The sequence below is a fragment of the Legionella genomosp. 1 genome, from assembly GCF_900640215.1.
Taxonomy (GTDB): Bacteria; Pseudomonadota; Gammaproteobacteria; order Legionellales; family Legionellaceae; genus Legionella_C; species Legionella_C quinlivanii_A.
The window spans coordinates 25,205-51,930 of the sequence record NZ_CAAAJH010000003.1 but is presented as its reverse complement, the minus strand read 5'-3'; the positions used below and the strand labels follow the sequence as shown (position 1 = coordinate 51,930).

The window sequence follows — 26,726 nt, the reverse complement described above, 5'->3', positions numbered from 1 at the left end:
TGCTGCCACAGTCTGTAATTCCTTTTTATTGTTAAGTGTCATTAAAATCAGAGGTTCACATGCCTTCCACCCAAAAGACTTCAAGCAAATTCTGGCTCAGCACACCCTTTCTTTATACTATAATGATTCTTCTCGGAATTTTAAGCGGGTTTTCAGATATTCCGGGATTAAAGCCCTTGGGCTTATTTATTGCAGATGTGTTCATTCGTATCTTCAAATGCATTAGTCTTCCCATAATCGCATTATCAATTATTGTCACTCTGACTAATTATCGCGCTGACGGCGCAATGAAGAGAGTGTGGCAGCGTGCCATGACCTATACTTTGATTACTACGGTTATAGCGGCAGCAATCAGTTGTTTGTTATATCTTCTGATTCAGCCGGGAATGGCGAGTCTGACTGCAGCTAAAATTGCAGGACCAGTGGCTTCTCAGTCTTCTTATTTTGAACATATCAGCAGCCTGATTCCCTCGACAATTTTCGAGCCGTTTCTCCAACATCAGGTCATGGGTGTTTTATTACTGGGGATAGTGACTGGCATTGCCATTCGCTATATTCCTGAGCAAGAGCCGCGTCAGACGATTACAGCCTTTTTCCGTGGCGCACACGGACTTTTCATGGTAATTACCGGCTGGGTGATTAAAATCATTCCTTTAGGCTTATATGGTTTTATTACCAGTACTGTAGTTCAGTTGCGCGAAGGGGAATCGATTCGCGGACTTGGCGGCTATCTGTTAATCATCGTGCTGGCTAATTTAATCCAGGGCCTGGTGGTTTTGCCTCTGTGGTTAAAGAGCCAGGGAATAAAACCATTTGCGGCTCTTCGCGGCATGCTGCCGGCACTGTCTGTCGCTTTTTTCTCAAAGTCATCGGTTGGAACTTTGCCAGTCACGATGGAAACCGCTGAAAAAAATCTGAATGTCAGACCAGAAGTCAGCCGATTTGTATTGCCGCTTTGCACTAGTTTGAACATGAATGGCTGCGCTGCGTTTATTTTTACTACGGTCATTTATTTAATGCAAAACCATGGGATGGAAATAAGCTTACCAATGATGGCGCTATGGGTGTTTATTTCAACCATTGCAGCCATCGGTAATGCCGGTGTACCAATGGGTTGTTTTTTTCTTAGTGCCAGTCTTTTGGCAAGCATGAATGTGCCTATCACGCTGATGTGGCTTATTTTACCTTTCTATAGTCTGATTGATATGCTGGAAACCTCGCTCAATGTCTGGTCCGATTCCTGTGTGGCGAGAGTGGTAAATGAAAAATTAGAGGATAATGCCAGAGATTTTGTACCGGAGGGTGTTCCAACTGGTCATTCGATCTGAGGTGCAGATGTTTAAGAGAAAATCCCCTCTCCCAAGTTTGGGAGAGGGCCAGGGTGAGGGTTGATTTTAACCCCTCTCTCTAACTCTCTCCCCTGAGGGGAGAGAGGATTTTTAGGCTCGCTTCGCGTGGAGGACAGTTTAATACATTGAACTTATCCCAAGATTTACTTTAACAGCTGCTCACAAATCCCGTAATAAATATCGCTGAGTTTTTCCAAATCCTGCAAACTGACACATTCATTAACCTGATGAATGGTAGCATTCACAGGTCCCAATTCGATAACCTCCACCCCATAAGGTGCGATAAAACGCCCATCCGAGGTGCCGCCGGTAGTCGATAGCTCAGGGGAATACCCCGTTACTTTTTGAATCACCTGTATCGTTGTCTCCAGAAGTTTGCCCTGATCGGTTAGAAAAGGCTCTCCATTGATACGCCATTTAATTTCGGGATTTAAGTGGTGGGAGTGAAATATATCTCTTACTTGCTGCTCCAGTCCCAGTGCTGTTTGTTCGGTAGAATAACGGAAATTAAATTGCATAAACAAATTGCCAGGAATGATATTTGAGGCAATACCGCCTGACTGGAGGTTGGTGATCTGAAATGAAGTGGGAGGAAAGTACTCATTGCCTTTATCCCATTCTTTTAAGACCAGTTCTGTCAATGCAGGACTCAGTTTGTGAATCGGATTCTCTGCAAGATGAGGATAGGCCACATGCCCCTGTTTGCCATTGTATGTCAGATTACCAGAAAGAGAACCACGACGGCCAATTTTAATTACATCTGCAATTCGTTCAGTGCTGGATGGTTCTCCGACTATGCAATAGTCTATCTTAATCCCGCTCTTAACGATTTCTTCCATAACATGGGGCGTTCCAAGCTGAAACAAGTCTCCTTCTTCTCCACTGGTAATTAAAAATCCAAGACTGCCAGGAAAAGAAGGGTGTTTGTCAATGAAGCGCTTGGCAGCAAGCAGCATAGCGGCCAAACTGCCTTTCATATCAGCAGTGCCGCGTCCGTAAAGCTCATCGCCAATAAGCGTTAGCTTGAAAGGAGGCGTCTTCCACTGATCACTATCGCCAATTGGAACCACATCGGTATGTCCAGCAAAAACAAGAAGCGGCGAGGAAACCCCGTAGCGGGCAAAAAAATTATCGACCGGGCTATTATTGAAGGGATGGCAGGTGAATCCCAAATGGCTTAGAAAATTAAGCATTGATTCCTGGCAGCCGGCATCGAACGGAGTGATTGATTCACGTTCAATCAAATCTGCAAGAATTTCATAGAGCGAATTCATCAGAGATCTCGAAGCAATTCATTAACGCTGACTTTTGACCGGGTTTTTTCGTCAACTTGTTTGACGATAACCGCACAATATAGGCTGTGACTGCCATCTTCACTCGGCAGATTACCCGAGACTACAACAGAACCGGCCGGAATGCGTCCGTAGGTAATAGTGCCAGTCATTCTGTTGTAAATTCTGGTGCTCTGACCAAGATAGACGCCCATCGATATGACAGAGCCGCGCTCGACAATAACGCCTTCGACGACTTCAGAGCGGGCTCCGATGAAGCAATCATCTTCAATGATTGTCGGGTTGGCTTGCAAGGGCTCAAGAACCCCCCCTATACCTGCACCACCGGATAAGTGAACATTCTTACCAATTTGCGCACAGGAGCCTACTGTGGCCCAGGTATCGATCATCGTACCCTCATCGATATAAGCTCCGATATTGACATAGGAGGGCATCAGGATGGTATTTTTACCGATAAATGCACCTTGACGAACCATTGCATGAGGAACTACTCGCACGCCGGTATTTTTAAAATCCTCGTCACTGTAATGAGTAAATTTTAATGGCATTTTGTCATAGAATTGACAAAATCCTGCATCAATAGCTTGATTATCATATAATTTAAACGACAGCAAAACTGCTTTTTTTATCCATTGATGAACAACCCATTCTGAGCCAGATTTTTCTGCAACACGCAATTGACCGGTATCAAGCCCGTTAAATACTTCATGAACTGCTTCGATAATATTACTGGGAGCTGTTTGGGAAGATAAACTGTGGCGTTGCTCAAAAGCGTCTTCAATCGTTTGCTGCAGGGAGTTCATGGTATCGATCTCTTAACTGATTTTTATTGTAGAGTATCCACGCGCGCATTTTTTTTCAAGGGACTTTTTCTCCACATATCACCGAGCCTGGCGAAGCTGATTCGCAGATAATGAAATTTTCTTCGCAGGCTTACAGTCTGGACTGGCTTGAGAGTATACTGTCATTTTTTATTTCTGGATTGAATGTGCGTATTTTAATAACAGGAGTTGCCGGATTTATTGGTTTTCATTTAGCCAAGTATCGTCTGGAAAAGGGAGATACAATTATTGGTCTTGATAATCTGAATGATTATTACGATGTCCGGCTTAAATTGGCCCGACTGGAGCTTTTACAAAAATATCCCCGCTTCAGTTTCCATAAAGGGGACATCAGTGATGCGGATGCTGTGGAAAGGGTATTTAAAACGAGCCAGCCGCAAAGAGTAGTCAATCTGGCCGCACAGGCAGGAGTACGTTATTCACTGACCAATCCTCTTCTCTATGCACAATCGAATATGATTGGATTTACCAATATTGTCGAAGCATGCCGGCAGGGGGCTGTAGAGCATCTGGTGTATGCCTCAACGAGCTCTGTGTATGGGGCAAATTTGTCGCAACCCTTTAACGAGGAGGATTCTGCCAATCATCCCTTAACTATCTATGCGGCCAGTAAAAAAGCCAATGAGTTAATCGCCCATTCTTACTCGCATTTATTTAATTTGCCGACCACCGGTTTACGGTTTTTCACCGTATACGGACCCTGGGGAAGGCCCGACATGGCCTTTTTCTCTTTTACTCGCGATATTCTCGCTGGCAAACCGATAAATATCTACAATAATGGCCAATTACAGCGTGATTTTACCTATATTGACGACATTATAGAGGGTGTATCCAGAGCTGTTGATCATGTTGCCAGACCCAATCCCGAGTGGTCTGGCCTTTCTCCTGATCCGTCAAGCAGTATGGCGCCGTATAGAATTTATAATATTGGATGTGGTAATCCGGTTAATTTGCTGGATTATGTGGAAGCACTGGAAGCTGCTTTAAAGAAAAAAGCGATTAAAAATTTTCTGCCCATGCAGCCAGGTGATGTCGTTTCCACTAATGCAGACACCACCCGCCTGGAATCCGAGCTGGCTTATAAACCCTCCATCAATTATCAGGAGGGGATCCGCCGATTCGTTGACTGGTATTTACATTTCTATCAGGGTTAATCCTGACGGCCTGAACATGGGCAGCAGCAGCGTCCTGAGTTGCCCATTGGGTTTTTATATTCTCTATTAGCTGATCTTTAATATGCCATTGCTGGTTAATCCAGGTTTTAAATTCATCCTGCAAAGATGACTTAGTCAAGTCATTACTTATAAACTGTTCTGGAATCTCAATTTCCCGCAGATGAACACGGATTTTACTAATTCTGCCGCATAAAAAATCCCAGAGAGAGTGCTTCTCTTCGGCGTATACGATAGTTAAATCCAGCAATTTATGAATCTGTGAACCCATGGAACCGATTACAAAACTGACTCCTCCTGCACGAGGCCGAAGCAAATGACGGTATTCCGATCCTTGCAGCGTTTTTTTAGACAGATTAAAGCGTGTGCCTTCCACAAAGTTGGCAATAGTCACCGGTTGACCTTTGAAGGAATGGATTGCCTTTCTGGTAGCCTCCAGATCTTTCCCTTGTTTATGAGGATTCTTAGCGAGGTATGCCTTGCTGTATCGTTTCATAAACGGACAGCCCATTGCCCACCAGGCGAAGCCCAAAAGGGGAACCCACTTCAATTGATCTTTAATAAAAAACTTGATTACAGGAATTCTGCGGTTAAACAGCCTGTGCATAAGTACGATATCAAGCCAGCTCTGATGATTGGCAATAAGCAAATAGGATTGCTGTCTATCCAGCTCCTTTAAACCAGTCGCCTCCCATTCATGGGGAATCAGATGACTAATGTAAGCATTATTGAGATCACACCAGTACATAACAAAGCCATCAATACGCTGACCGCAGTAAAGCCTCCAGCGCTGACTAGGAATGAGTTTCAACAGGCCGAAAATAAATATCGGCATAAAACAGATACAGGTTGATAGTATGAGAGTAAAAATTGCGAGCGACGCTCGCAATGGATTAGACCTCGAGTTTATTTTCATAATCAATTTCCATTAATCCAGTGCATAGGCAAGATCAGAAACCAGATCATCGATGTGCTCAACCCCAACCGAGAGACGAACAAAGCCATCGACAATTCCGAGTTGCTGACGTGTTTCATAGGGTATAGACGCATGCGTCATGATTGCGGGATGTTCAATCAGACTCTCAACACCTCCAAGACTTTCGGCCAGTGTAAAAAGCTCACAGCGTGAAAGAAACCGAGTGGCGTAATCGAGATTCCCTTTGAGTACAATCGAGATCATGCCCCCAAAATCCTGCATTTGTTCCTTGGCCAGGCTATGCTGGGGATGACTTTCCAGTCCAGGATAAATTACTTTCTCGACCTTGGGATGCTTTTCAAGCCATTGCGCCAGATGCCGTGCATTCTCACAGTGACGCTCCATACGCAAAGGCAGGGTTTTAAGGCTTCGTAAAACCATAAAGCTATCAAAGGGGCTGGCAATTCCTCCACAGGAGTTTTGTAAAAAGGCCATTTTTTCAATCAGCTCGTGATTGTCGCCAACTACCACAACACCACTGACTATGTCTGAATGACCATTTAAATACTTGGTGGCTGAATGAATTACGATATCGAAACCGCATTCCAAAGGCCGTTGAATCCAGGGTGTCGCAAAGGTGTTATCGGCCACCGCTATCAGCTGATGTTTTTTAGCCAATGCCGCAATTTGACGAAGATTTGCCAGCATAAGCATGGGGTTTGAAGGGGTCTCCAGCCAAATCATACGTGTTTCAGGTTTAATTGCAGCTTCAACTGCTGCGAAATTGGTCATGTCTACAAAAGAGAAGCTCAGATTCGAAGTTCTTGTTTTAACTTTGTCGAAGAGTCTGAAGGTACCTCCATAAAGATCATTCATGGCAATCACATGATCGCCACAATTCAGCATATCAATAATGCTGTTAATTGCAGCCATTCCTGATGCGAAAGCAAAGCCTCTTTCACCCGATTCCAGGCTGGCGATACAGGCTTCATAGGCGGTCCGGGTTGGGTTGTGAGTTCTTGAATATTCATAGCCCTGATGAACCCCGGGGGCTGATTGTTTGTAGGTTGATGTGGTATAAATAGGGGTCATCACAGCACCGGTTGACGGATCAGGATGTTGGCCTGCATGAATTGCACGCGTATTAAAATGTTTGCATTCCATAATGAAATTCCTTCTGATCTGTTAGGTTATGCAAAATCTGCTAACCGTGTATATAATTTACTTAAATATGACAGGCTGCCTTTCTTAAAAAGTCTCCGAAGAAAGACGCTAATTGAAAAAGAGTCATTCTAGTGAGGGATCCATGCGCAGGCAAGAAATAGATTATCAAAAAGTTGCCTTAGCTGCAGAAAAAGTTAAGAAAAAGGGGAGAGAGCCATCTCTGACCAATGTTTGCGAGGAATTGGGAATTCCCAGCCTAACGACGAATCTTTCTTCACTTTTAGAAAAATGGTACCACAATCAACCCGAGTTTCAACGCTCTATTCAAGCGCCTTTATCGGATAATATCAAAATTACTACCCCATCTGATATTGTCGAAAAAAATATTGAACTGGAAAAATCCCTTTCATTGCTGCGTGCGACCCTGGAGTGTACAGCAGATGGCATTATGATGGTTAATGGAAAGGGGCAGGTGGTCGACTGGAATCAGAAGTTCGTTGAGATGTGGCGAATTCCCTCGCATATGCTTGAGTCAGGTACTGAGAGCATTGGCTTTGAATATATTTTACAACAATTGAGTAACCCCGCATCGGTTATCGCTGATGTACAGTATTTATATGAAAACCCTGACTGGGAAGGGGAGCTGCCTGTTTTACATTTCAAAGATGGGCGAATTTTTGAACGTTACACGCAGCCGCAACGAATAGGTTCCGAAATAGTGGGTCGTGTTTACAGTTTCCGCGATGTGACTCAGAAAAGAATGGCGGATGAAGAATTAAGGATCCGTGAGCGCGCTATAGAGGCTAGCACACACGGTGTTGCGATTATTGACATTACCAAACCTCATCAGCCGATCATTTATGTCAACAAAGCATTTGAACGCATCATGGGCTATTCAGAGAAGCAGACTCTGGGGCAAAATCTCGCGCATCTCCAGGGCACTAAAACTGATCACGTCAATCAAAAACGAATTGAACTGGCTATTCGTGAATTGCGCGAGGAAACCGTCGAGCTTGAAAGCTATCGCCGTGGAGGCGAGTTATTCTGGTGTGAGCTTAGCGTGGCTCCGGTCAGCGATTCCTTTGGAAAAGTGCGTCATTATGTCTGTATTCTTAATGATATTACCCAGCGCCGTGAAATGGAAAGACAATTGGTAAGGCAGGCTACCCATGACTCTCTGACCGAGCTGCCTAATCGGGTATTGCTTATGGACAGGGTTGAACAGGCTATATTGCAGGCTCGTAAAAAAAGCAGCATCCTGGCTTTTCTCTTTTTAGACCTGGATCGGTTTAAGATGACCAATGACACATTGGGGCATAGTGTTGGTGACAAGTTACTGCAGGCCGTTTCCAACCGTCTGTTGATTGCAACGAATGATTTCGACACCGTAGCCCGCCTGGGAGGCGATGAATTTGTTATTCTGCTTCAAGATATAGCCAGTGAAACTCAAGCCCAGCAGATGGCGCAGGAACTGCTGCACATGATTGAAAAGCCTTTTCAGGTCGATCAGCACAGTCTAAAAATCACTGGCAGTATTGGTATCAGCTTTTATCCTAAAGATGGACTTGATTATGAGTCGTTAATGAAAAATGCCGACTTATCCATGTACCATGCTAAAGACAGCGGCAGAAACAGTTTCCGCATTTTTGAGCCTGAGATGAACCGGCGGGTTATTAATCGCATGCAGCTCGATAATGCATTGCGCGATGCCCTGAAACGAGGTGAATTCAATTTAATGTATCAGCCGCTGATTGATCTGAGGACTCAGAAAACGGTCGGTGTTGAGGCCCTGATTCGCTGGAACAGTCATTTGTTGGGCGCGGTTTCTCCTATCGATTTTATAGGCATGGCTGAGGAGAATGGTCTTATCATTGACATTGGTAAATGGGTATTGGAAGAAGCCTGTACCCAGATAAAAAAATGGCATGCGCAAGGCTATGACATCAGCGTCGCCGTTAATATCTCAGGCAGACAATTTCGCCAGACCCGCCTCCCCGAAACAATTGCCGAAATTCTCGCTAAAACTCAGTTGTCCGCGAAATATCTTGAGCTTGAACTGACAGAAAGCCTGTTGGTTGATGATGTGGAACATGCGGTCGAAACCATGTACCAGTTGAAAGACATGGGTGCGAAATTAGTTATTGACGACTTTGGTACCGGGTATTCCAGCTTGTCTTATCTCAAGCAATTCCCTGTTGATAAACTAAAAATAGATCGTTCGTTCATTAGTGAGCTGGTCAATGATCAAAATGATGCGGCAATCGCCAGAGCAATTATTAATCTGGGACATAGCTTAAATCTTGAAGTGTTGGCCGAAGGTGTTGAAACCGATTTGCAGAAAAACTTTATTATTAAGCATGGCTGCGATTATGCCCAGGGCTATTTATTCAAACCTCCACAAAAACCTGAAGATCTGCGCGAATTTTTCGATTCGTTCAAGGGTTGAGAGTAATTTACCTGACCCAGCTGCGTTCCCTCACACCGCTACGTTACCCGCTTTATGGAGAGAATCCAGTTAGTCTATCAGACCTCTGGTTCCCCAACTAGGTGGGGAACGTAATCTGGTATATCTTTTGCAGATACAATTTATTAGCCCTGGATAACCCCCGGGCTGCAAAATTGTATTGTCCAATCAAATGATGGATTGGGATTGGTTTACAGTTTCCTGGATGTAGAGGTATGGATCAATGTCACTGGCGCTGTTCAGGAGATTAGTATGAGAAAAATAAGTATAATCGGGTCAGGCCTGGTAGGCACTCTCTTATCCATTTATATGGCAAGGCGAGGATATGAGGTTCATATATATGAGGCTCGGTCTGACCCCAGAATTGCCATGGCAGATAAGGGGCGCTCAATCAATCTGGCGATGTCTTGCCGTGGACTTACCGGGCTAACGGAAGTGGGTTTATATAATACAGTCAAAAAGTTGCTGGTTCCAATGCGTGCTCGAGCTATTCATGAGCAAAATGGTGATATTAAATATCAATCCTTTGGTCGTCATCGGGATGAATATATTAATGCCGTGCAACGTAACGATCTCAATAATCTGTTGCTGGACGAAGCGTCCAGGCATCCGCAGATTCATCAATATTTCGATATTAAAATTATCGATTTGGATCTGGATAAAAAAATCCTGTATTTTCAGCATCAGGGGGGTGAGACTGAGCCTCATCAATATGAGTTATTAATTGGTGCAGATGGCGCCGCTTCATTTGTACGACAAACGATGGCTGAACAAAAAAAGATAAGCGCAACGCGCAGCTTCCTGCCCTATGGGTATAAAGAGTTATCACTTAGTAATCAAAGCAGTCAGCAGTTTGCGCCTGAGCATCTGCATCTCTGGCCCAGAGACTCTTACTTGCTTCTGGGCAATCCCAATACAGATGATTCCATTACAGGTTCACTATTCTTACCACAGCAAGGAAAAAACAGCTTCAGCGAGCTGGATAATGAGTTGAAAGTGAATCAATTTTTTAAAGCTGCCTTTCCTGATGCCTTTACCGCAATGCCGGATTTGATTGGAGAGTTTTTTGGTCATCCAACCGGTAATATGAGCACTATACAATGTGAGCCCTGGCATTATCAGGATCACTGTCTGTTAATTGGTGATGCGGCTCACGGGATTGTTCCTTTCTTTGGTCAGGGGATGAACTGCGGCTTTGAGGATTGCAGGATGCTTGATCATCTGCTGAATCAATATCAGGATGACTGGTCGAAAGTGATGCCTGCTTTTTTTAAAACACGTAAGCCGAATACCGATGCTGTATCTATGATGTCAATGGATAACTACCATGAAATACAAACTGATATTCGTGATGAGCATTTTAACTTGAAAAAAAGGCTTGAGCAGGAACTTATGCATCATTATCCCGATGTATATATTTCCAAGCATGTTCTGGTGATGTTCACCAATACGCCTTACGCACAAGCGCAGGCAATAGGCGTATTGCAAAAAGAGTTGTTAGACGAAATATGCGCAAGTACAAAGGAGATTAACAGTATTAAGTGGAATGAAATTAATCAACTGATGGAACAGTATGACAAAAAATTGGCGAACTTGCGGCTAAGTTAAAAAAATATAGAAAAAAGAGCGATTAAAAGGTCAAGAAGTCGTCACAAAGGATGCAGTCGAGGACATTTTTCTGTCGCTTCTCGAGGATTGGTTACGTCTGAAATTACTGTACAGAAGAATTTTAAGCAGATAATTTTTTCTATTAAATTTGCGATACAAAAATAACTACATGATTTATATGAAAAATATAAAAAAATGGCTTTGGTGATAATTTGTACGCTTCGTTAAAAATTGGCACGATGCCTGCAACGTAACAAATGTCCATCAAAATTTTAATGCCTCGGAGGCAGCCATGAAAACAATTCAAGCTTATATTGATTCTAAACAACAAGAATTTATGAATCATCCATTTTTTGAAGTCCTGGAAAAATTAGAAAGTTTAGAGGAAATCAGCTATTTCGTGCCTGAACTGACTTTCTGGGCTATGACATTCCAGGACATACTGAGACTTAACGAAGAACGAGTTCAAGATCCCTATTTACGAAAGATTGCTCGTCACCACAGACTTGAAGATGCTGGGCATGAAAAATGGTTCCTGCATGACAAAAAATACATGGGTACTTTAAGCCATGATAAATACTGCAGCAAAGATGATGTTGCCTGGCTTTACAGCAAAGAAACTCAATTAACTCGTGATGCAGCTTATTCCATCATGTCAGAGATATATAAAGCTGATGATGAGATTCTGAATATCGCTTTATTGCTGACTCTGGAATCATCAGGGCATGTATTCTTTGAGAAAGTAGTAAGACAAGTCAAGAAAGCAGGAGAGGACCATAATCTGAAATACTTTTCCAGCTCTCATCTTGATGTTGAAATGGCTCATGCCTTGTTTGAAGAAGAAATGGAAAAGAAACTGTTTGCGATTCAAATTCCTATAAATGTACGACGTGAAGCCTTGAAAATGATTGATCGATGCTACGACGCATTCAATAAGATGTTCGATGGACTGATTATCGCTTGCAACAAACGTTTGGAACTTGCAAGACAAAGAAACCAGGAGAATGCCGCGAATGCAGTAGAATACGTCAGCGACCAGGCTGTATAAAAGAGTTTGGACAAGGGGGTGCTCAGCGATGGGCGCCTCCTTGTCCTTTTTATATATATCAAAAACATAACCCACTGCTTGTGGATTAATTATTGCATATAATTGAAGTTAACCGGGTAGACAAAGGAAGCAGAATTATGCAGCCAAGGGAATGGAGCAGCACACAAATCAGGCAGTGCGCAAAAACAGGTGGACAAAGCTTGCTTAGCGACGAGCGTTCTCGCGTCTTTTTTGGAGAGGATTTTGGCCGCTTGAAACAGCAACTACCTGCCGCAGCGGTAGTTCCAGCTAACGTAGACAGATTGCAGGATATCGTTCGCTATGCCAATCAGAATAAACTCCCTTTGACTATACGCGGAAATGGTTTAAGTCAGGGTGGGCAGGCCCTTAGCATATCAGGCGGCGTGGTTGTTCACTTGCAGGAACTCAATAATGTATTGGACAAGCGGGAGCATTCTATCTGGGTTGAAGCGAATGCGACCTGGTCTGATCTCATAAAAAGATCACTTAAAACTTTTGAAATTCCTTATGTGGTTCCTTATAACGCCCATCTGTCAGTTGGCGGTGTGCTATCGGCAGGAGGTGTTGGCGCGTCTTCTTTTCGCTTTGGTAGCGCGACCGCTCATGTGAATGCCCTGGAAGTGGTGACTGCTAACGGAGAAAAGCAGATTGTCGATGGCAACTCCCCCTTATTCCATGCATGTCTTGGTGGACAGGGACGTTTTGGGATTATAACTAAAGCAGAAATCCGGTTACGGATTTGCAAAAAACAGGTGCGGACTTTCTTTTTGTCGTATCTCGACAAAGAAAACTGGCTTCGAGATATGAAAAATCTACAGGAAGAGGTTGATTACCTCGAGTTTTTCTGTACGCCAGCTATTCAGGGCGCTCGACTGACATCAAAGGGGCGCTTGCCATTTGCGGAATGGTTATATGGACTTCACATAGCAATCGAATATGAAAATGAAGCGCCTGCTCTGGAGAATCTTGTCTCAAAAATATCACCCTGGAAAGTAAGCCATGTGCAGGAGGAAGATATATCATCCTTTTTACATCGACATGATTCACGTTTTCAATCGATGAAGTTATCAGGACAATGGGGGTTACAACATCCCTGGTTTGAATGTTTTTTATCGGGAGAGTCACTTTTTTCTGAGTTACAGGACTTGCTGGCGATGCTTCCCGTCTATTATGCAACGGTTTTACAAATAGTACCTATCCGCAAAATAGAACCTACCGGCTTTTTTATGTTGCCTGATACCAGTGACGACATCTACGCTGTGATGATCCTGAATCCTGGTTTGCCTGGATTTTTGATACCAGGCTGCCTTGAAACCATCCAGTTACTGGATCGCCGATTTCTCCCGGGCGGGGGGAAACGCTATCTTTCAGGCTATTTGGGTGAAAACATTCCTTCTCACTATTGGCAACAGCATTTTGGAGAAAAATATGAGAGTTGGATCAAATTAAAAGAGGAAGTGGATCCCAATCAAATCTTTTGCTCACATCTGCATAACGGCAAGCAGTAAATATTGGCTTTATTCATGTGTAGTAGTGCCATGCCTGTCTGCTCACTCTACGTCTCCCGACTTGTTCGGGAGACTCAAGGGTAAGGGATCAACTGGATTCGCCGCATAAAGCCTGAGGCATTCCCTCATTTTTCATTCAAGAAATACGTAGCTTATCAGGTCAAACTGATTTTAAATACTGTCGTTTCCGCGAAGGCGGAAATCCATCTTGCAAACAAAGTTAGGAATTACCTTGAGAAATAGATTCCCGCCTTCGCGGGAACGACACGATAATAGACCTGTTTGAGCAATTGTTAAGTCATCCGCTGACTATGTAAAAGCCCTCAGGCATAAAGCGGTGAACGTAGGGGCTGATGTTTGACTTATTTTCATCTGCCGGCCTTCGGCTTTTAAGAAAGATTTTAATTTGAATAGCGGATGGGTTGAATTCGCACAAATATTTTATATTGATATTTGGCGGAGAGACAGGGATTCGAACCCTGGGAAGGTTTCCCTTCAACGGTTTTCAAGACCGCCGCTTTCGACCGCTCAGCCACCTCTCCGGGGAAGAATACTATTACAACGACTTATCGAATGCAAACATTTTTTTCGAGAAAATCAAAATTTTTATCTTAAAAAAACATAAAGTTCGCAAAATAATTCAGGATGGGTATAATGACCTGCATTTAAAAATGGCTGCGGTGAATGTTTCCGCATAGTATTGTTAACAGGTGTATTCATGAAAAGATTTCAATGTTTTATCCTCATCTCTTTGGTAATTACCCTGACAGCCTGCACAAGCTGGTGGAGTAAGGACGACGATGACAGTAATAATCCTTTCAAGGGGATGTCTGCTGAACAATTATATAGTGGAGCCAAATCTGCGATGGCCAAAGAGGAATACGCCACTGCGGCCAAGCGCCTTGAAGCCCTGGAGTCTATGTATCCCTTCAGTGATTATGCTGAGGAAGCACAGATGAATCTCATCTATGCCTATTATAAAAAAGAGGATTATCCTTCTGCTGCGGCTACGGCAGAGCGTTTCATTCATCTTTATCCGCGCGCTCGTCATGTAGATTATGCTTATTACATGAAGGGCCTGGCCAATTTCCAGCAAAATCGTGGAACGTTTGCCAGCCAGCTGCCCCTGGATGAATCCTGGCGGGATCCGGGAACTCAGCTTCAATCTTATTCCGACTTTGCGACTTTAGTGGAGCGCTTCCCCAATAGCCGTTATAAGGCGAATGCTTTACAGCGTATGATTTATCTTAGAAATATGTTTGCTCAACACGAACTGAATGTTGCACAATTCTATTATGAAAGAAAAATGTATGTAGCTGCTGCAGAACGTGCCAGTTATCTGGTAAAGAACTACCCACAGGCGCCCAGCGCAAAAGAGGCTTTAGTCGTTTTGTATCGTGCTAATTCTCAAATGGGTTTAAAGAAGGCAGCGGAGGATGCTTTGGCAGTCTACCAGGCTACCTATCATAGCCAACCCAATCTCGATGCCTGATTCTTTCGGCAGCCTGGACGATTGAGGGCTGCCTGTAAGCAGGAGAAAACGAGCGAATCCGGGGATTGAACAATTGAAAATCTGCATCCACCGTCTTATCTTGCAAACCAGCTTTTGCGGCCTCCTGGCTCTACAGCCAGTTTTTGCTTTTACTTCTGAGGATGCAAAGCTTGTTAAAAGAGATTTTCAGCTGTATCAGGCCTGGAGTCTGGCTCGAAACTATCGTTTTGGTACTACTGTTAAATCCGATCCGGTTAAAGCCTTGGCCTGGGAAAAAATATATCTCAATTTGTTACCGGCGGCGTATCCAAAAAAAAACGATATGCTTGCAGCCTTTCAATCGCATCTGAGTTCCGAACAAATCCAGCAGGCAGAAAGTCTCTCAAAGCAATATGCAGAACAATATAACCTTGGTAATACAGCCTTGACCGAGGTTGAACTAAGCCAGGCGTATATTTTACGTGATGAGTCCAGCACATGGAGTGTATCGGATGAGTCTGTTGCCCCCAGGGAAATCAGCAGTAATTTTCATAAATGGATGGAATGGCTGGATGCGAAGGGTTTAAGAGAGACTGTACTTGATTTGGATCAGCGGGCTTATAAGCTTTTTAAGGCCAAAGCGTATCCTATAGTTTACGGCCAGGTTATTGTTCGTGGAGTGGAATCACCAGAAATGGTTAGCAGTGAGGTGTCAATCCTGCCTGGGGGCTATTTTGTCGCACAAGTCAAAGGCTCTATGCTTTCGTTCTCTCTACCCGGTTACAAAACCATTTCCATTCCAATTGCCGCGGAGCGAGAGGTGCAATCCATTTATCCTGTTGTCCTTGAGAGTTTACCTAAAAGTCCGCGAACGGGTGTAATTGGTAGAGTATTACCCTGGAATGAGGTTGATAAAAGCAATATTATCTTACGCGCCTTTGCCGATAATGCGCATCTGGACAATAGCCAGGCCTGGAAGTATCCGGCACTGCCTTTGACAGTAACTAATCATGGAGAATTTTACACCACTGGATTAAGTCAGGGACATTATCAGTTGGTTATTAATACCGCAGGTATCAGCTCGGTCGTTAATTTTTTTGTTAAAGAAAATGAAGTACGAGGATTGTCATTGATTGATTTAAGAAAACAGGCGGCCCAACGCCTTAATAAGCAAGTTCACCGTACATCATAATCATGATGTACGGTGAACTGTAGTTATCTATTCCAAAAGCGAATTGAACGAGCGTTTTGAATAAAACTGCTAATGGAGGATGGATCTAGCTTAATACACCCCTTATCCAATTTAATTAACGGGTTACTTTTCAGAAGAGTTTCAATTTCCGAATCGAAACCAATATATTTAAAATTAGTGTAGGCATCTAAAAGAAACTCATGTAATTTAGGATTTTGCTTTAATTGAGTCTCACTTCCAAGCAAGACCACCACGGCATCAAATAAAACAGCGGGAGCGCCGCCTAATTTTTCATTGGCAACAACCTGGGTGTTATCATTAAGTAATGCACCGCTGATAGCTGAGCAAATTATTGTGTAATCTGCCATCTCTTCGCCGAGCTTTCCTATCAAAGCATTAAGCACTTTCGCATCGGCTCCCTTACCCACTAATATTCCAATTCGCCTTCCCTGGAGAGTGTTTATATTATTTTTTAAAATACTTAATTTCGCAGACGGCGCTAAATCCAAAGCAGGTTTAGCCGCATCACAAGCTTTGGGTAAAACTGAAAGCCCAAGTCCAAGCCCGACATTTTGGGCTAGTTCTGTATGGATATTTAAAAGATGAGCAACTATCCGGATTCGGATTGATTCATTTTCCACTTTGCTTAATTCAAAAATTAAGGCATCCGCAATATGTTTTTGCTCAATGCTCTCTTGGCTAATATAAAATTGGCGCGCCTGACTATAGTGATCAGCAAATTTTTCAGGACGAGCTCTTAATTTCGTAGCGTGGATTTCCTCTGGATAAGAGTGAAACCCTGCGGGTGATTCCCGGGGTCCTTCATGCCAGGAATTGGGATTATAATTAGCACGCCCTTTAGGATTGTGAAAAGCCATATGGCCATCTTGTTGGAAGTTCGCAAAAGGACACTTGGGCGCATTAATGGGCAGATGCGTGAAATTGGGCCCTCCCAAACGCTTCAATTGCGTATCTAAATATGAAAAATTTCGTCCCTGCAATAAGGGATCATCGGTGAAATCAATTCCTGGTACAATATTCTGTGTACAAAATGCCACCTGTTCTGTTTCAGCAAAAAAATTATCAACACATTTATTGAGCACCAAACGGCCAACAATTATCACAGGAACTTCTTCTTCCGGTATAAGCTTTGTCGCATCTAAAACATCGAAGGGAAATTGTTCAGCTAATTCCTCGTCAAAAACCTGTAGTCCTAACTCCCATTCAGGAAAATTACCATTTTGTATAGCATTCCATAAATCCCGGCGGTGATAGTCTGGATCTGCGCCGTTTATTTTAACTGCCTCATCCCAGGTAACTGATTGCAAGCCTAATTTAGGTTTCCAATGAAACTTGACGAAGGAGGATTTACCATTTTTGTCGATCATCCGAAAGGTGTGGACACCGAAGCCTTCCATGAAACGAAATGAGCGAGGGATAGTTCTATCGGACATTATCCACATGACCATATTCATACTTTCAGGCGTTAAAGAAATGAAGTCCCAAAAGTTATCATGCGCTGTTTGCGCTTGTGGGAAACCGCGATCCGGCTCATCTTTCGCGGCGTGAATTATATCTGGAAACTTAATAGGGTCCTGTATAAAAAATACGGGAATATTATTTCCCACAATATCCCAGTTTCCTTGCTGGGTGTAGAGTTTTACTGCAAATCCCCGAACATCCCGCGCCAGGTCTACAGAACCTTTGTTGCCAGCAACTGTTGAAAAACGAACAAAAGCGGGAGTAATCTCGCCTTTCTTTTGAAAAAGATGGGCGGTTGTCAGATGAGCCAGTGACTCATAGGTTTCAAAAAAACCATGAGCACCAAACCCTCTGGCATGGACGACACGCTCGGGAATGCGCTCATGATCAAAATGGAACATTTTTTCACGAAAAATAAAGTCTTCAAGAAGAGAAGGGCCTCTTGCTCCCGCTCTTAAGGTATTCTGATCATCTGAAATCGGAGCGCCTGCTTGTGTGGTTAATAGAGGCTCCTGTCCCGTAGCCTCCTGATGGCAATCCCCACCAACCCCCATAAGCATTGTTTCATCATGAAGTTTAATTGTTTCTTTTTTTGAGTCATTAGTTTTCTTGGTCATTAAATATCCTTATTATTTTTTTCAATCCGGTTGAATTTAAAAGTGTATTTCTAAGAGAATAGGCTTAAATGAAAAAATTGCTAATAAATTTTTATCTTTGATTGAGTTGGCTATCACTTAAGTTGTACTTCAAGAGTATAAAAATCAATTGTCTATTAAGTAATGCATAATTAGTATTGACCCCAAAGAGGTTTAGGCGATAACTAGTCAATGCAACACCTAAGAGAAGGAAGATTATGATTATCCGCTTTTGTTTTGATGTTGAAGCGGAGGATTTACAACGATGTGCAATATCATATGGGTACTGCGTTGAAGGTCGCAAACTAACCTTGACAGGAGTCTACTAGGCTCACTGTCCATAAGGGTAAGCAGTTATTGTAGGTTGGGCCCTTGGCCACAAAAGGGTTGCACCACTCCAGAACTCATTGTTTGGCCAAGGGCCCAACCTACCTGCTGTAAGCAGTCTAAGGGATATCTGGCGCTAATCTACCAGGGAACCTCTGCTTCCATTTCCTGGGGTTGTGCGACTTCCGCTGTAATTGTCTCATTTTCCGAGCTTTCAGATACCGTAGTTGAGCTTAGGCCTTTTGTCAGATCATCAACCATGCTTCGCAACTCACCACATAACAGGGTTAGTGCAGCATCGCGTTGTTGAAAATCTTCTTCCAGATCTTTTATTTCGTTGAACTCATCAATTAAATACTCCAGACTTTTCAGGCGCTTGAAGCTCAGATCATGAGTTAAGGTCAACTGAATCCGTTCATTCCATACTAAAGAAATTTCGGCTGTTGTTAAACCCTGGGCCAGCAGGGTAACTATTTCCTCTGCGGGTAATTCGTAACCTTTACAATTAACGCGTTTTTTCTCATCGTCCGGCGCAAAGAGCAGGCAGTCAGAGGCTAGTTGAAAAGGCGCGGGCAGAGTTGAGGGATCATTAATCCACTCTGAAAAGCGTGATGCCAGGTTTTCCGGGAAAAACAGCGGTTCAAATTGAATTCCTGGAATGGATTTGCGTAAAAGCCCGAGAAGCTGGGAAGCCTGATTATCACTGGATGTGTTGATAATAAGCCGCTTGCTGACCGTGTCAAAAAAGGCTGGCAAACGTTTTTGGACACAGAATGATTTGGGAAGTAATTCAAACTCAAGATCTTCGGCAATCTGCGCTTTCTCGCTGCGTTTAACTACTCGACCCTGCTGAGTCTCCAATGCCTGGATACGCTCAGCCAGCATACGATTAATCACGCCACGGGGTAAAATACGTTCTTCTTTGCCAAGGCATATATATATGCAGCCGGCGACTTCATGCACTAATTCATCTGCATTGGTTGGTAACCAGCCATAAACAAAACGGGCATGAGGAGGGCAGGGTTTTAATATGTCTTCTGCTAACAGACTGGCAAAATCGATTTCTTCTTTTAGTTCGTATTGATATACGAGTGCATTATTAAACCACATAAAAGCATCCTTCAAAAAAAAATTGATGCTATCATGTTGAGCTGGTTTAAGCGACTATTTCAATTATCCTCCAGTGCCTGGATTACACTCCGACTCTTTTTTCAGATTCAGATTTTCCCAGTATTGTTCCTGAGTTTTTTTGGTTTCTATTAGTCGACTAATCAAATTGAGCTCTGGAAGGCAGCGCTTTTTTTCATTGTCAATATTTCTAATAGTACTTTTTAACTCCTCAAGACGTTTTTGGGCTTCAGGTGTTGACGTTTGTGCATTGCTCTGCATGAGCGACTGTACCTCGTCTTCTGCGGCGATTAGCCTGTTTTCCAGATTTAAAAAATGACTGCCAAGGGTAATATTGAGTTTTATCAGATTATTTAATTCCCAGCCCGACAGTACGACCCCTATTTCATGGAGGGTCCCCCAGGTAAAAAGCGGCATATCCTTTCCCAATGAGCCATATAACAAAGTGTATAACAGTTTGGCAGTTGGGTTGGAAAATGTCGTTTAAAGAAATGAAAAAAAACAGTAAATCTTGGAGCGTGTGTTTTTTAAATTTTCGTTTTTGCCAAAATTTAGAAAACACACCATTAAGTTAGGAGTTTGTCATTCCCTCGCCAGGCGGGAATCCATACCTCAGTTGGCATTGTAGCTAGCTCAGAGATGGATCCCCGCCTGGCGCGGGGATGACAGGTAGTGACCCTGGGCTGCGGGCTTTAGCGGGAGGAGGGTTGAAGGACTACCAATACGCATTAAGTGCGACTACAACCGAGTGAAAATCAGAAGTGTCCCGGCCTGTGATGGTGTACCAATAGCCGCCGATAACCCCGACATTGGCATTAAAATTATACTCAATTGCCGGTGCTAAGGTTACAGAGTCCACTGTTCCATGTCCCACGCTAACCAGCTGGCCTTTACTGTCTGTGCCAGGGAATCCTTTAAATACAGCCGGAGTGCGGTTGGCAATAAAGCCCTCCATTACGGCCACCCAGTTTTGCGTGACATTAAATTCAGCCGCGAGATCAGCACTAATCTGATTTCCAGGATCAACCTCTCCAAAAGTATTTGGGGTACCACCATAGCTATTTATGCCACGTACCTGCACATCACCGCTATAAACATAACTTAAACTCAAACGGGTCCGTAGCCAGTGGTTTTCAAATACTTGCAACAAATGTTGAAAATTGAGAGACATAGCGGTTTGATAACTTCCGCTTCCGGTGGCATCCGTACCATTATTGACCGGATCCAGATCCTCAAAGTTACCAGTGGGAATAATTTCACCAATTGTGACGCGCAAATCAGGGATCCATTTGGAGTCTTTCTGCTCCAGCAACTGATAACCCAGAGTGACGCCGGTATCTGAAACTCTACGGTAGGCCTGGCCCTGGTTGCGATTATAGGCGTAGGGTACGCTGAACTGAATATCCAGTGAATCGGTTAATCCGTGACTAAAAACCGGATTAAAAACGGTACTTCGGTTGGCGGGTGTATGAACAAATTTCCAGTGTTGATCAAACGTTCCGTCATTTTCAGTAAAAAAACCATATAGTTCAAGATTGCTGTGCCCTTTGGGGATTGTATGTCCGGCGGGAGCAAGTAAGGGGCCTGTCCACCAGGGACCAGCGTTTGCAGTACTGCTTAATAATAAAAACGCACAAGCACCTAAAGAACTCTTAAAAACTGGTCGCATAATCTTACCTCAAATATTCTTGCAGCATTCAGATAGTCTGGTGTAGATTAGCTCACTTTGAAATTTAGTGGAATAGGCATGAGACCCTCTGTACATTTAATAGAATCCAAACAAACCAGTGTGCTTCGAGGGCACCCCTGGATTTTCCCGAAAGCAATTGCTAAAACCAAAGGACAACTGATTACTGGCGAGTTAGTTGATGTGATTTCCCATCAGGGGGAGAAGATCTGCACAGGTGTTTATAATGAGCACTCTCTGTATCGAGTCAGAGTCCTGGACTATAACAAGGAATCTGATGAGAACAGGCTTTCATTCGCAGACATCATCAAGCGCCGTCTCCAGCAGGCATGGGCAGTCAGAAAAGCCCTTAACCTGCCTAACAACGAAACCAATGCGTTTCGTTTCTGTAATAGCGAAGGAGATGGGTTGTCGGGTTTGACCATTGATTATTTCAATAGAGTGTGTGTGGTATCCAGTTCTGCGTATTGGGTAGAAAAAAATCGGGAATTAATCACTGAGTGTATAAAGGAATTTACCCAGTGTCAGTCACTAATCTGGCTATCTCAGGCCAAGCCTTTGACACAGGATGGTTGGCCTCAGGTTGAAAACAAAAGTATCGAGTTACAGGCTGAAGTGCTGGAAGCAGGTGTGTTATTTGAGGTCGATTTTTCACAGCCTCAAAAAACCGGGTTATTTCTCGACCAGCGAGAGAATCATCAACGGGTGGCGGCTCTGGCAAAAGGAAAGAGAGTGCTTGATCTTTACACTTACACAGGCGGTTTCGCCCTGCATGCAGCCAAAGCTGGCGCAAGCCATGTCACCGCGATTGACAGTTCAGAGCAGGCGATTCATCAGGCATCCCGTAATGCGGCACTCAATCAACTCGATTCAATAGAGTTCATTGAAGATGATGCGAGGAGCTATCTTGGCAAAGCGGGAGATTATGATATCGTAGTGCTGGACCCACCCAAGTTAATTCCTTCGAAGCAGAATTTACAGCGCGCCAAAAACTATTATCGTTTCCTGCATAGAGAAGTATTTAAAGCGATGAGATCAGGGAGTTTATTAATGACCTGTAATTGTTCGTCAGCAATTTCTGCACAGGAGTTTGCAGGGTTGGTTGCGGCTCAGGCTTCGGCAGTGGGTAAAGAGGCGAGGGTGCTTGGTGTTTTTGGTCCGGCTTCATGTCACCCTGTGCTGCCAGCTTTTCCTGAAGGAAATTATTTGGCGGCAGTATTGCTGGCGGTATTGTAGATACAAGCTGGGCAAATGCCCCGCTTATATCTTGTGTAAATCAACTACTCAGGAACGCAGGAGGGGTTGCAGTTGTTAGGATTGATGCTGGCTGCATCGCAGGCATTTTTTGCCAGCGATTCGGCCTGAGCCTGCGTAGGCGCAAAATAAGACCAGTGCTGTCCGCGCAGATTGCTGACTACGCAATGCCATCTACCCGCAGGTACGCCATTATCATAACAGCTGGGCTGACAGTTCGCTGGATTAATACTGTTTGCGTCACAAACAGATTGAGCCATGCCTTGAGCGGCTGCTTGCGTAGGACCTGAGAAAGTCCAGTGCTCGCCACGTTTGTTAGCCACATTACAAACCCAATTGGCATTGGCACTTAAGCTGGTTAAAGCAAGCGCGATAGTTCCGGCGATTAATCTTGTTTTCATTATTTTTCCTTCTGTTAACTCGCAGTTAGAATGGATAGTCTAACTTAAATTTACGACCCGTGAAAACGAGAATGTTCATTAAACTGTGTCATTACTCACAGCACGCCGTCATCTCGAACGCAGTGAGAGATCTCCGAATGCTGGCACAAACCAGGATTTGGGAGATCTCTCACTGCGTTCGAGATGACGTGACATGACACAGTTTGTTGAACACTCTCGGGAAAACACAGCCTGAAATCAAGGCTGTATTTCTTTTAAAACCCTCGACTTTGCTTTTTTATCTGAAATCTGAATCATACTGAAACCGATGATTCCAACGCAGAGGGTGAGGGGAATTACGCTGACGCCGTATAAAAAAGCCTGAGGTGTTTTCGTACCGCCAAAGGCATTGATAACCAATCCGATGGTCGTATGAAACGCATAACCAAAGCTCATGATAATCATATTGGCAACAGCAGTGGTTAAGCCGGCTACGTGATCTGGGACATAAGTCGATGCTTTATAAATAGCAAGGATCTGATAGGCGCAGCAGATCCCAACAAAAACAAAGACGATGGCCATACTGTCAATGCTTAGCATTTTGCTTACCAGTGCAATAAAACTCAGGGCCATGACAATACCGGCACTGATAATAACAGCCAGGTAACTGCCCTTACGTTCAGCGATAAAGCTTAAAGTCGGGCCTCCAAAACACATGCCAACGAAGATCATTGAGGGAAGATAGCTGGCAGCGACGCTGTTAAAGCCATAGACCTCTCTCAGAAATCCTGAACCCCATACATCAGTAAATCCTTCAAGCGGCCCAACCATTAAGCCGGCTGAGAGGCACAATAGCAGAACCTTTCGATTGGTGAAAACACTTTTGATGTCATCACTTATGCTGCCATGGTGCGTAGATTCCATTTCGGGAACAATTAAATAGGTTAAAAAAGCCAGCAATAATCCAAAATAAATAAAGATTTGGACTACTACCTGATAACCGAGTTTTGCTGATAAATAAGTCAGGGGACCGCCGCCATAAATGGCTCCCAGTAGTCCAATGGTTACTGAAAAACTTAACATTCTGGTGAAGCGCTGCTCACTGAATGCCATGCGGATAATTTTAAAGGTTCCCAGAATAGCTGCGGAAGAGCCCATCCCTATCAACGCACGGCCAAGGATAGGGTAAACCCAGTATTTTGTCAGAAGAATAGGGAGGAGACCTATGACCGTCATTAATATACAGCCGGTCATTACCTTTCGCGGGCCGAAACGGTCCAGCATAATGCCAATGGGCAAGTGCATTAGTGAATAACCGATATAATACACTCCTGAGTATTGGCCAAAAACAGCTGCATCGATATGAAACTGCTGAATAATATCGTTTAGCATAACATTTGGCATGACTCTTAGTATGTATTGATAGGCGTAAAATATGGAGCTGATAATCCATATTGTCCAGGCTATGACACGTGAAGCAGGCATATAAAACTCTCACTTATTGATTCTGTTCGGTTGGGGGGATTTTTTTGTATAAAAGCTAATCTATCCGCCTCAGCGGAGGAATGCTCTACCGGAAATGAGAAATCGAAAACTGAAATAAGCTTGAACTGACATACCAGAATCTCTATTAGCTAGGTTAGGCTCTGTGAACCTTTTATCAAAAAATACTATAATGTCTTTGCCCGCAGAAATCAATTGGAATATTCAGATGCCTTTAAAGTAAAGCCTGCAGGCCTCTTAGCATATCGGTCATCCAGAAACTGACGATAATCCCGGCAATCAATCCAAATAAATGACCTTCCCATGAAACCCCTTTTTTACCCGGGAATACACCCAGGAATATTCCTGCAAAATAATAGAGGCTGATTATGCCCAGAATAATGGCAGTCAAACCACCCTGTTCTGCAATATTGCTTATCAGAAGACTCCAGTAGCCAGTAATCACGGCACTGGCTCCGATATGTAATCCGGGCTTGGCAAAGGCCCAGATTAAGAAGCCGCTGATAATGGTAATCGCGACAGTAACCATCAGAAAATACTCAAGACCGTTTATCAGCAGAAAATTACTTAATACGATTAAAGGAATGGAATTAAAAAACAGATGATTAAAATTGGCATGCAAAAAGGGAGCGCAGAAAATACCCGGGAGTCCAATAACTTTTCTGGGAAAAATACCCAGATAAAATAATCGCTTCCCGAGAAGGATATTGATAAAAAACACTGACCACAGGACAAGCAGTATAATAAGCAGAATGTTCAGATTGGCTTTCGTCTGGCTCACTATAAGTAAAAGACTCTGGTTTAAATTATCAAGCATTTTCGGCTCTCTGAAGATTGTGTTTTTCAGTAATGCGGCAATCCAGTTGCCCCTGGTTCAGTTGGATTCTGATCATATCGCCCACCTCCACCTCCTGGCTACTATAAATAACTTTGTCATTTTGAGTGGAAATTGAATAACCACGACTTAAGGTGGCTAAAGGACTAATCATATCCAGTTTGGTGATTTGAGCGATGAATGCCTGGCGTGCGTTTTCGAGCCGGAACCTGATCTTTTCTTCCAGCAGCAGTTGAAGAGTTATTAACTTTCCGCTCGACTGGCTAATTTGCGTGATCGGGTTTGCTAATTTGAGTTTATTTTCCAGCATAGCCATCGCATGTCCTTTTTTGCCTAGATAATATGCAAAGGACTGACCAAGTTGTTTTTCAGCGAAATCAAGCGACTGCCAGCGGCTTGAAATAAGTTGTTTTGGAGAAGCCAGGGCTCTCATCTGATGTGCCAGGCGCAGGTTTTTCTGCTCGAGGGTCTTACTCATGGATTGACCAAGATGGCGGCGAAGCATTTGCAAAGAGGTCAGTAGTTCATTCCTATCCGGAGTGGCTGCTTCAGCCGCAGCTGTTGGGGTGGCTGCCCTGAAATCAGCAGCAAAATCAGCAATAGTAAAGTCCGTTTCATGTCCGACTCCTGAAATAACCGGAATAAGACTAGAACGAATAGTATGCGCCAATTCCTCATCATTAAAAGACCAGAGGTCCTCAATGCTCCCGCCACCACGGGCCAGGATGAGCACATCCGCTTTTTGATGTGAATTAGCCTGCTGAATCGCCTGAATAATTTGCTTCGCTGCTGTTTTTCCCTGGACTTCAGTGGGATAGATCAGAACAGTAGCACAAGGATAGCGCCTTGCTAATGTGCTTACAATATCGCGTAGAGCTGCCCCTGTTGGAGAAGTAACCACTGCAATGACTTCAGGGTAGCGGGGTAAAATTCGTTTTCTTGCGGTGTCAAAAAGACCAATGGCAGCCAATTTAGCTTTCAATCGTTCAAATTGTTGATACAGCTCACCAATACCCGCATCGACTAAGTCCTGAACGATAAGCTGATAATCACCTCTGGCCTCATAAAGACTCAAACGCCCATACGCGACCACTTGCTGCCCGTCTTTAAATTGTTTGCTGTAGTGATTATGGGCATTCCTGAAATAAACACAGCGAATCTGGGCGCCTTCATCTTTCAGAGTAAAATAAAAATGACCGGATGAGGGTTTGGACAGATTGGACAGCTCACCCAATACTCGCACTTCCGCCAATTCATGTTCCATCCAGTTTCTGACTTGTCTGTTTAGGTGGGATACGGTAATTGGAGTAGTATCATTCCTCATATTGATCGTTTTAGATTCATTATTTAACAGATACATACTATTTCCGAAAATTTGTTATGGAAAGCGATTGATGTTGCCAGCACTTTGATTTACCTTATTTTATTTAAGGCTCCAGTGGAAGGCA

21 protein-coding genes and 1 tRNA gene are annotated in these 26,726 nt (G+C 43.7%); 9 read left to right on the top strand and 13 right to left on the bottom strand.

The annotated features are described in order from the left end of the window. Positions 1-59: 59 nt before the first annotated feature. Positions 60-1,328, top strand: coding sequence for a dicarboxylate/amino acid:cation symporter (locus tag E1O89_RS04075; protein WP_133139065.1), 1,269 nt, complete (start codon positions 60-62; stop codon positions 1,326-1,328). Positions 1,329-1,492: 164 nt separating this feature from the next. Here the strand turns inward: E1O89_RS04075 and dapE are convergent, their stop codons facing one another. Both dapE and dapD read right to left on the bottom strand, forming a co-directional pair. Beyond that, the gene (dapE, locus tag E1O89_RS04070) at positions 1,493-2,623 is read right to left on the bottom strand and encodes a succinyl-diaminopimelate desuccinylase (RefSeq protein WP_133139064.1); all 1,131 of its coding nucleotides are present in this window, start codon (positions 2,621-2,623) and stop codon (positions 1,493-1,495) included. After that, positions 2,623-3,444, bottom strand: coding sequence for a 2,3,4,5-tetrahydropyridine-2,6-dicarboxylate N-succinyltransferase (gene dapD / locus E1O89_RS04065; RefSeq protein WP_112219717.1), 822 nt, complete (start codon positions 3,442-3,444; stop codon positions 2,623-2,625). Before dapD ends, dapE begins: the two co-directional genes overlap by 1 nt. Positions 3,445-3,614: 170 nt before the next feature. Here dapD and E1O89_RS04060 point away from each other — a divergent pair, with 170 nt between their 5' ends. Further along, on the top strand, positions 3,615-4,637 hold the full coding sequence (locus tag E1O89_RS04060) for an NAD-dependent epimerase (RefSeq protein ID WP_262337407.1): 1,023 nt from the start codon (positions 3,615-3,617) through the stop codon (positions 4,635-4,637). On the opposite strand, the gene E1O89_RS04055 is transcribed toward E1O89_RS04060, so the two are convergent. Both E1O89_RS04055 and E1O89_RS04050 read right to left on the bottom strand, forming a co-directional pair. After that, the gene (locus E1O89_RS04055; protein ID WP_133139063.1) at positions 4,576-5,571 is read right to left on the bottom strand and encodes an acyltransferase; all 996 of its coding nucleotides are present in this window, start codon (positions 5,569-5,571) and stop codon (positions 4,576-4,578) included. The two genes, E1O89_RS04060 and E1O89_RS04055, sit on opposite strands and share 62 nt — an antisense overlap. A 12-nt stretch (positions 5,572-5,583) precedes the next feature. Beyond that, on the bottom strand, positions 5,584-6,735 hold the full coding sequence (locus E1O89_RS04050; protein ID WP_133139062.1) for a trans-sulfuration enzyme family protein: 1,152 nt from the start codon (positions 6,733-6,735) through the stop codon (positions 5,584-5,586). A 142-nt stretch (positions 6,736-6,877) separates the two neighbouring features. Here E1O89_RS04050 and E1O89_RS04045 point away from each other — a divergent pair, with 142 nt between their 5' ends. From E1O89_RS04045 to E1O89_RS04030, 4 genes are all read left to right on the top strand, one after another. After that, positions 6,878-9,181 carry an EAL domain-containing protein gene (locus tag E1O89_RS04045; protein ID WP_133139061.1) on the top strand — a complete coding sequence of 768 codons (2,304 nt, stop codon included), beginning with the start codon at positions 6,878-6,880 and terminating at the stop codon, positions 9,179-9,181. A gap of 270 nt (positions 9,182-9,451) precedes the next feature. Continuing rightward, positions 9,452-10,807 carry an FAD-dependent oxidoreductase gene (locus E1O89_RS04040; protein WP_133139060.1) on the top strand — a complete coding sequence of 452 codons (1,356 nt, stop codon included), beginning with the start codon at positions 9,452-9,454 and terminating at the stop codon, positions 10,805-10,807. A 292-nt stretch (positions 10,808-11,099) separates the two neighbouring features. Beyond that, positions 11,100-11,855, top strand: a complete 756-nt coding sequence (locus tag E1O89_RS04035) for a hypothetical protein (RefSeq protein ID WP_133139059.1) — start codon at positions 11,100-11,102, stop codon at positions 11,853-11,855. Positions 11,856-11,992: 137 nt separating this feature from the next. Beyond that, on the top strand, positions 11,993-13,384 hold the full coding sequence (locus E1O89_RS04030; RefSeq protein ID WP_133139058.1) for an FAD-binding protein: 1,392 nt from the start codon (positions 11,993-11,995) through the stop codon (positions 13,382-13,384). A gap of 454 nt (positions 13,385-13,838) precedes the next feature. Here the strand turns inward: E1O89_RS04030 and E1O89_RS04025 are convergent. Beyond that, positions 13,839-13,926 (bottom strand) — tRNA-Ser (locus tag E1O89_RS04025). A 176-nt stretch (positions 13,927-14,102) separates the two neighbouring features. Between E1O89_RS04025 and E1O89_RS04020 the strand changes: the two genes are divergently transcribed. Both E1O89_RS04020 and E1O89_RS04015 read left to right on the top strand, forming a co-directional pair. Further along, positions 14,103-14,876, top strand: coding sequence for an outer membrane protein assembly factor BamD (locus tag E1O89_RS04020; RefSeq protein WP_058506613.1), 774 nt, complete (start codon positions 14,103-14,105; stop codon positions 14,874-14,876). 73 nt (positions 14,877-14,949) lie between these two features. Then, on the top strand, positions 14,950-16,047 hold the full coding sequence (locus E1O89_RS04015; protein ID WP_133139057.1) for a hypothetical protein: 1,098 nt from the start codon (positions 14,950-14,952) through the stop codon (positions 16,045-16,047). A gap of 23 nt (positions 16,048-16,070) precedes the next feature. Here E1O89_RS04015 and E1O89_RS04010 read toward each other — a convergent pair whose 3' ends face one another. The 4 genes from E1O89_RS04010 to E1O89_RS03995 form a co-directional block, all read right to left on the bottom strand. Then, positions 16,071-18,146, bottom strand: coding sequence for a catalase (locus tag E1O89_RS04010; RefSeq protein ID WP_133139056.1), 2,076 nt, complete (start codon positions 18,144-18,146; stop codon positions 16,071-16,073). Positions 18,147-18,632: 486 nt separating this feature from the next. After that, the gene (locus E1O89_RS04005) at positions 18,633-19,601 is read right to left on the bottom strand and encodes a recombination-associated protein RdgC (RefSeq protein ID WP_133139055.1); all 969 of its coding nucleotides are present in this window, start codon (positions 19,599-19,601) and stop codon (positions 18,633-18,635) included. 63 nt (positions 19,602-19,664) lie between these two features. Beyond that, the gene (locus tag E1O89_RS04000; protein WP_133139054.1) at positions 19,665-20,036 is read right to left on the bottom strand and encodes a hypothetical protein; all 372 of its coding nucleotides are present in this window, start codon (positions 20,034-20,036) and stop codon (positions 19,665-19,667) included. A gap of 298 nt (positions 20,037-20,334) precedes the next feature. Beyond that, complete coding sequence (locus E1O89_RS03995) at positions 20,335-21,288, bottom strand: hypothetical protein (RefSeq protein WP_133139053.1); 954 nt, start codon at positions 21,286-21,288, stop codon at positions 20,335-20,337. 78 nt (positions 21,289-21,366) lie between these two features. Between E1O89_RS03995 and E1O89_RS03990 the strand changes: the two genes are divergently transcribed. Beyond that, on the top strand, positions 21,367-22,542 hold the full coding sequence (locus E1O89_RS03990; RefSeq protein WP_133139052.1) for a class I SAM-dependent rRNA methyltransferase: 1,176 nt from the start codon (positions 21,367-21,369) through the stop codon (positions 22,540-22,542). A gap of 44 nt (positions 22,543-22,586) precedes the next feature. On the opposite strand, the gene E1O89_RS03985 is transcribed toward E1O89_RS03990, so the two are convergent. From E1O89_RS03985 to xseA, 4 genes are all read right to left on the bottom strand, one after another. Next, entirely contained in the window at positions 22,587-22,961 is a 375-nt protein-coding gene (locus tag E1O89_RS03985) for a hypothetical protein (RefSeq protein ID WP_112219704.1), read from the bottom strand. A 237-nt stretch (positions 22,962-23,198) separates the two neighbouring features. Next, entirely contained in the window at positions 23,199-24,425 is a 1,227-nt protein-coding gene (locus E1O89_RS03980; protein WP_133139051.1) for an MFS transporter, read from the bottom strand. Positions 24,426-24,657: 232 nt separating this feature from the next. Continuing rightward, complete coding sequence (locus tag E1O89_RS03975) at positions 24,658-25,260, bottom strand: rhomboid family intramembrane serine protease (protein ID WP_133139050.1); 603 nt, start codon at positions 25,258-25,260, stop codon at positions 24,658-24,660. Beyond that, positions 25,253-26,638, bottom strand: coding sequence for an exodeoxyribonuclease VII large subunit (gene xseA, locus E1O89_RS03970; RefSeq protein ID WP_262337395.1), 1,386 nt, complete (start codon positions 26,636-26,638; stop codon positions 25,253-25,255). The genes E1O89_RS03975 and xseA overlap by 8 nt, the downstream gene beginning before the upstream one ends. Positions 26,639-26,726: the final 88 nt, after the last annotated feature.

Coding starts and splice junctions, on each gene's coding strand:
- E1O89_RS04035 (WP_133139059.1), top strand. CDS start 11,100: ATGAAAACAATTCAAGCTTATATTGATTCTAAACAACAAGAATTTATG.
- E1O89_RS03995 (WP_133139053.1), bottom strand. CDS start 21,288: ATGCGACCAGTTTTTAAGAGTTCTTTAGGTGCTTGTGCGTTTTTATTA.
- E1O89_RS04010 (WP_133139056.1), bottom strand. CDS start 18,146: ATGACCAAGAAAACTAATGACTCAAAAAAAGAAACAATTAAACTTCAT.
- dapE (WP_133139064.1), bottom strand. CDS start 2,623: ATGAATTCGCTCTATGAAATTCTTGCAGATTTGATTGAACGTGAATCA.
- E1O89_RS04005 (WP_133139055.1), bottom strand. CDS start 19,601: ATGTGGTTTAATAATGCACTCGTATATCAATACGAACTAAAAGAAGAA.
- dapD (WP_112219717.1), bottom strand. CDS start 3,444: ATGAACTCCCTGCAGCAAACGATTGAAGACGCTTTTGAGCAACGCCAC.
- E1O89_RS04000 (WP_133139054.1), bottom strand. CDS start 20,036: ATGCCGCTTTTTACCTGGGGGACCCTCCATGAAATAGGGGTCGTACTG.
- xseA (WP_262337395.1), bottom strand. CDS start 26,638: ATGTATCTGTTAAATAATGAATCTAAAACGATCAATATGAGGAATGAT.
- E1O89_RS04045 (WP_133139061.1), top strand. CDS start 6,878: ATGCGCAGGCAAGAAATAGATTATCAAAAAGTTGCCTTAGCTGCAGAA.
- E1O89_RS04075 (WP_133139065.1), top strand. CDS start 60: ATGCCTTCCACCCAAAAGACTTCAAGCAAATTCTGGCTCAGCACACCC.
- E1O89_RS03985 (WP_112219704.1), bottom strand. CDS start 22,961: ATGAAAACAAGATTAATCGCCGGAACTATCGCGCTTGCTTTAACCAGC.
- E1O89_RS03975 (WP_133139050.1), bottom strand. CDS start 25,260: ATGCTTGATAATTTAAACCAGAGTCTTTTACTTATAGTGAGCCAGACG.
- E1O89_RS03980 (WP_133139051.1), bottom strand. CDS start 24,425: ATGCCTGCTTCACGTGTCATAGCCTGGACAATATGGATTATCAGCTCC.
- E1O89_RS04055 (WP_133139063.1), bottom strand. CDS start 5,571: ATGAAAATAAACTCGAGGTCTAATCCATTGCGAGCGTCGCTCGCAATT.
- E1O89_RS04040 (WP_133139060.1), top strand. CDS start 9,452: ATGAGAAAAATAAGTATAATCGGGTCAGGCCTGGTAGGCACTCTCTTA.
- E1O89_RS03990 (WP_133139052.1), top strand. CDS start 21,367: ATGAGACCCTCTGTACATTTAATAGAATCCAAACAAACCAGTGTGCTT.
- E1O89_RS04030 (WP_133139058.1), top strand. CDS start 11,993: ATGCAGCCAAGGGAATGGAGCAGCACACAAATCAGGCAGTGCGCAAAA.
- E1O89_RS04020 (WP_058506613.1), top strand. CDS start 14,103: ATGAAAAGATTTCAATGTTTTATCCTCATCTCTTTGGTAATTACCCTG.
- E1O89_RS04050 (WP_133139062.1), bottom strand. CDS start 6,735: ATGGAATGCAAACATTTTAATACGCGTGCAATTCATGCAGGCCAACAT.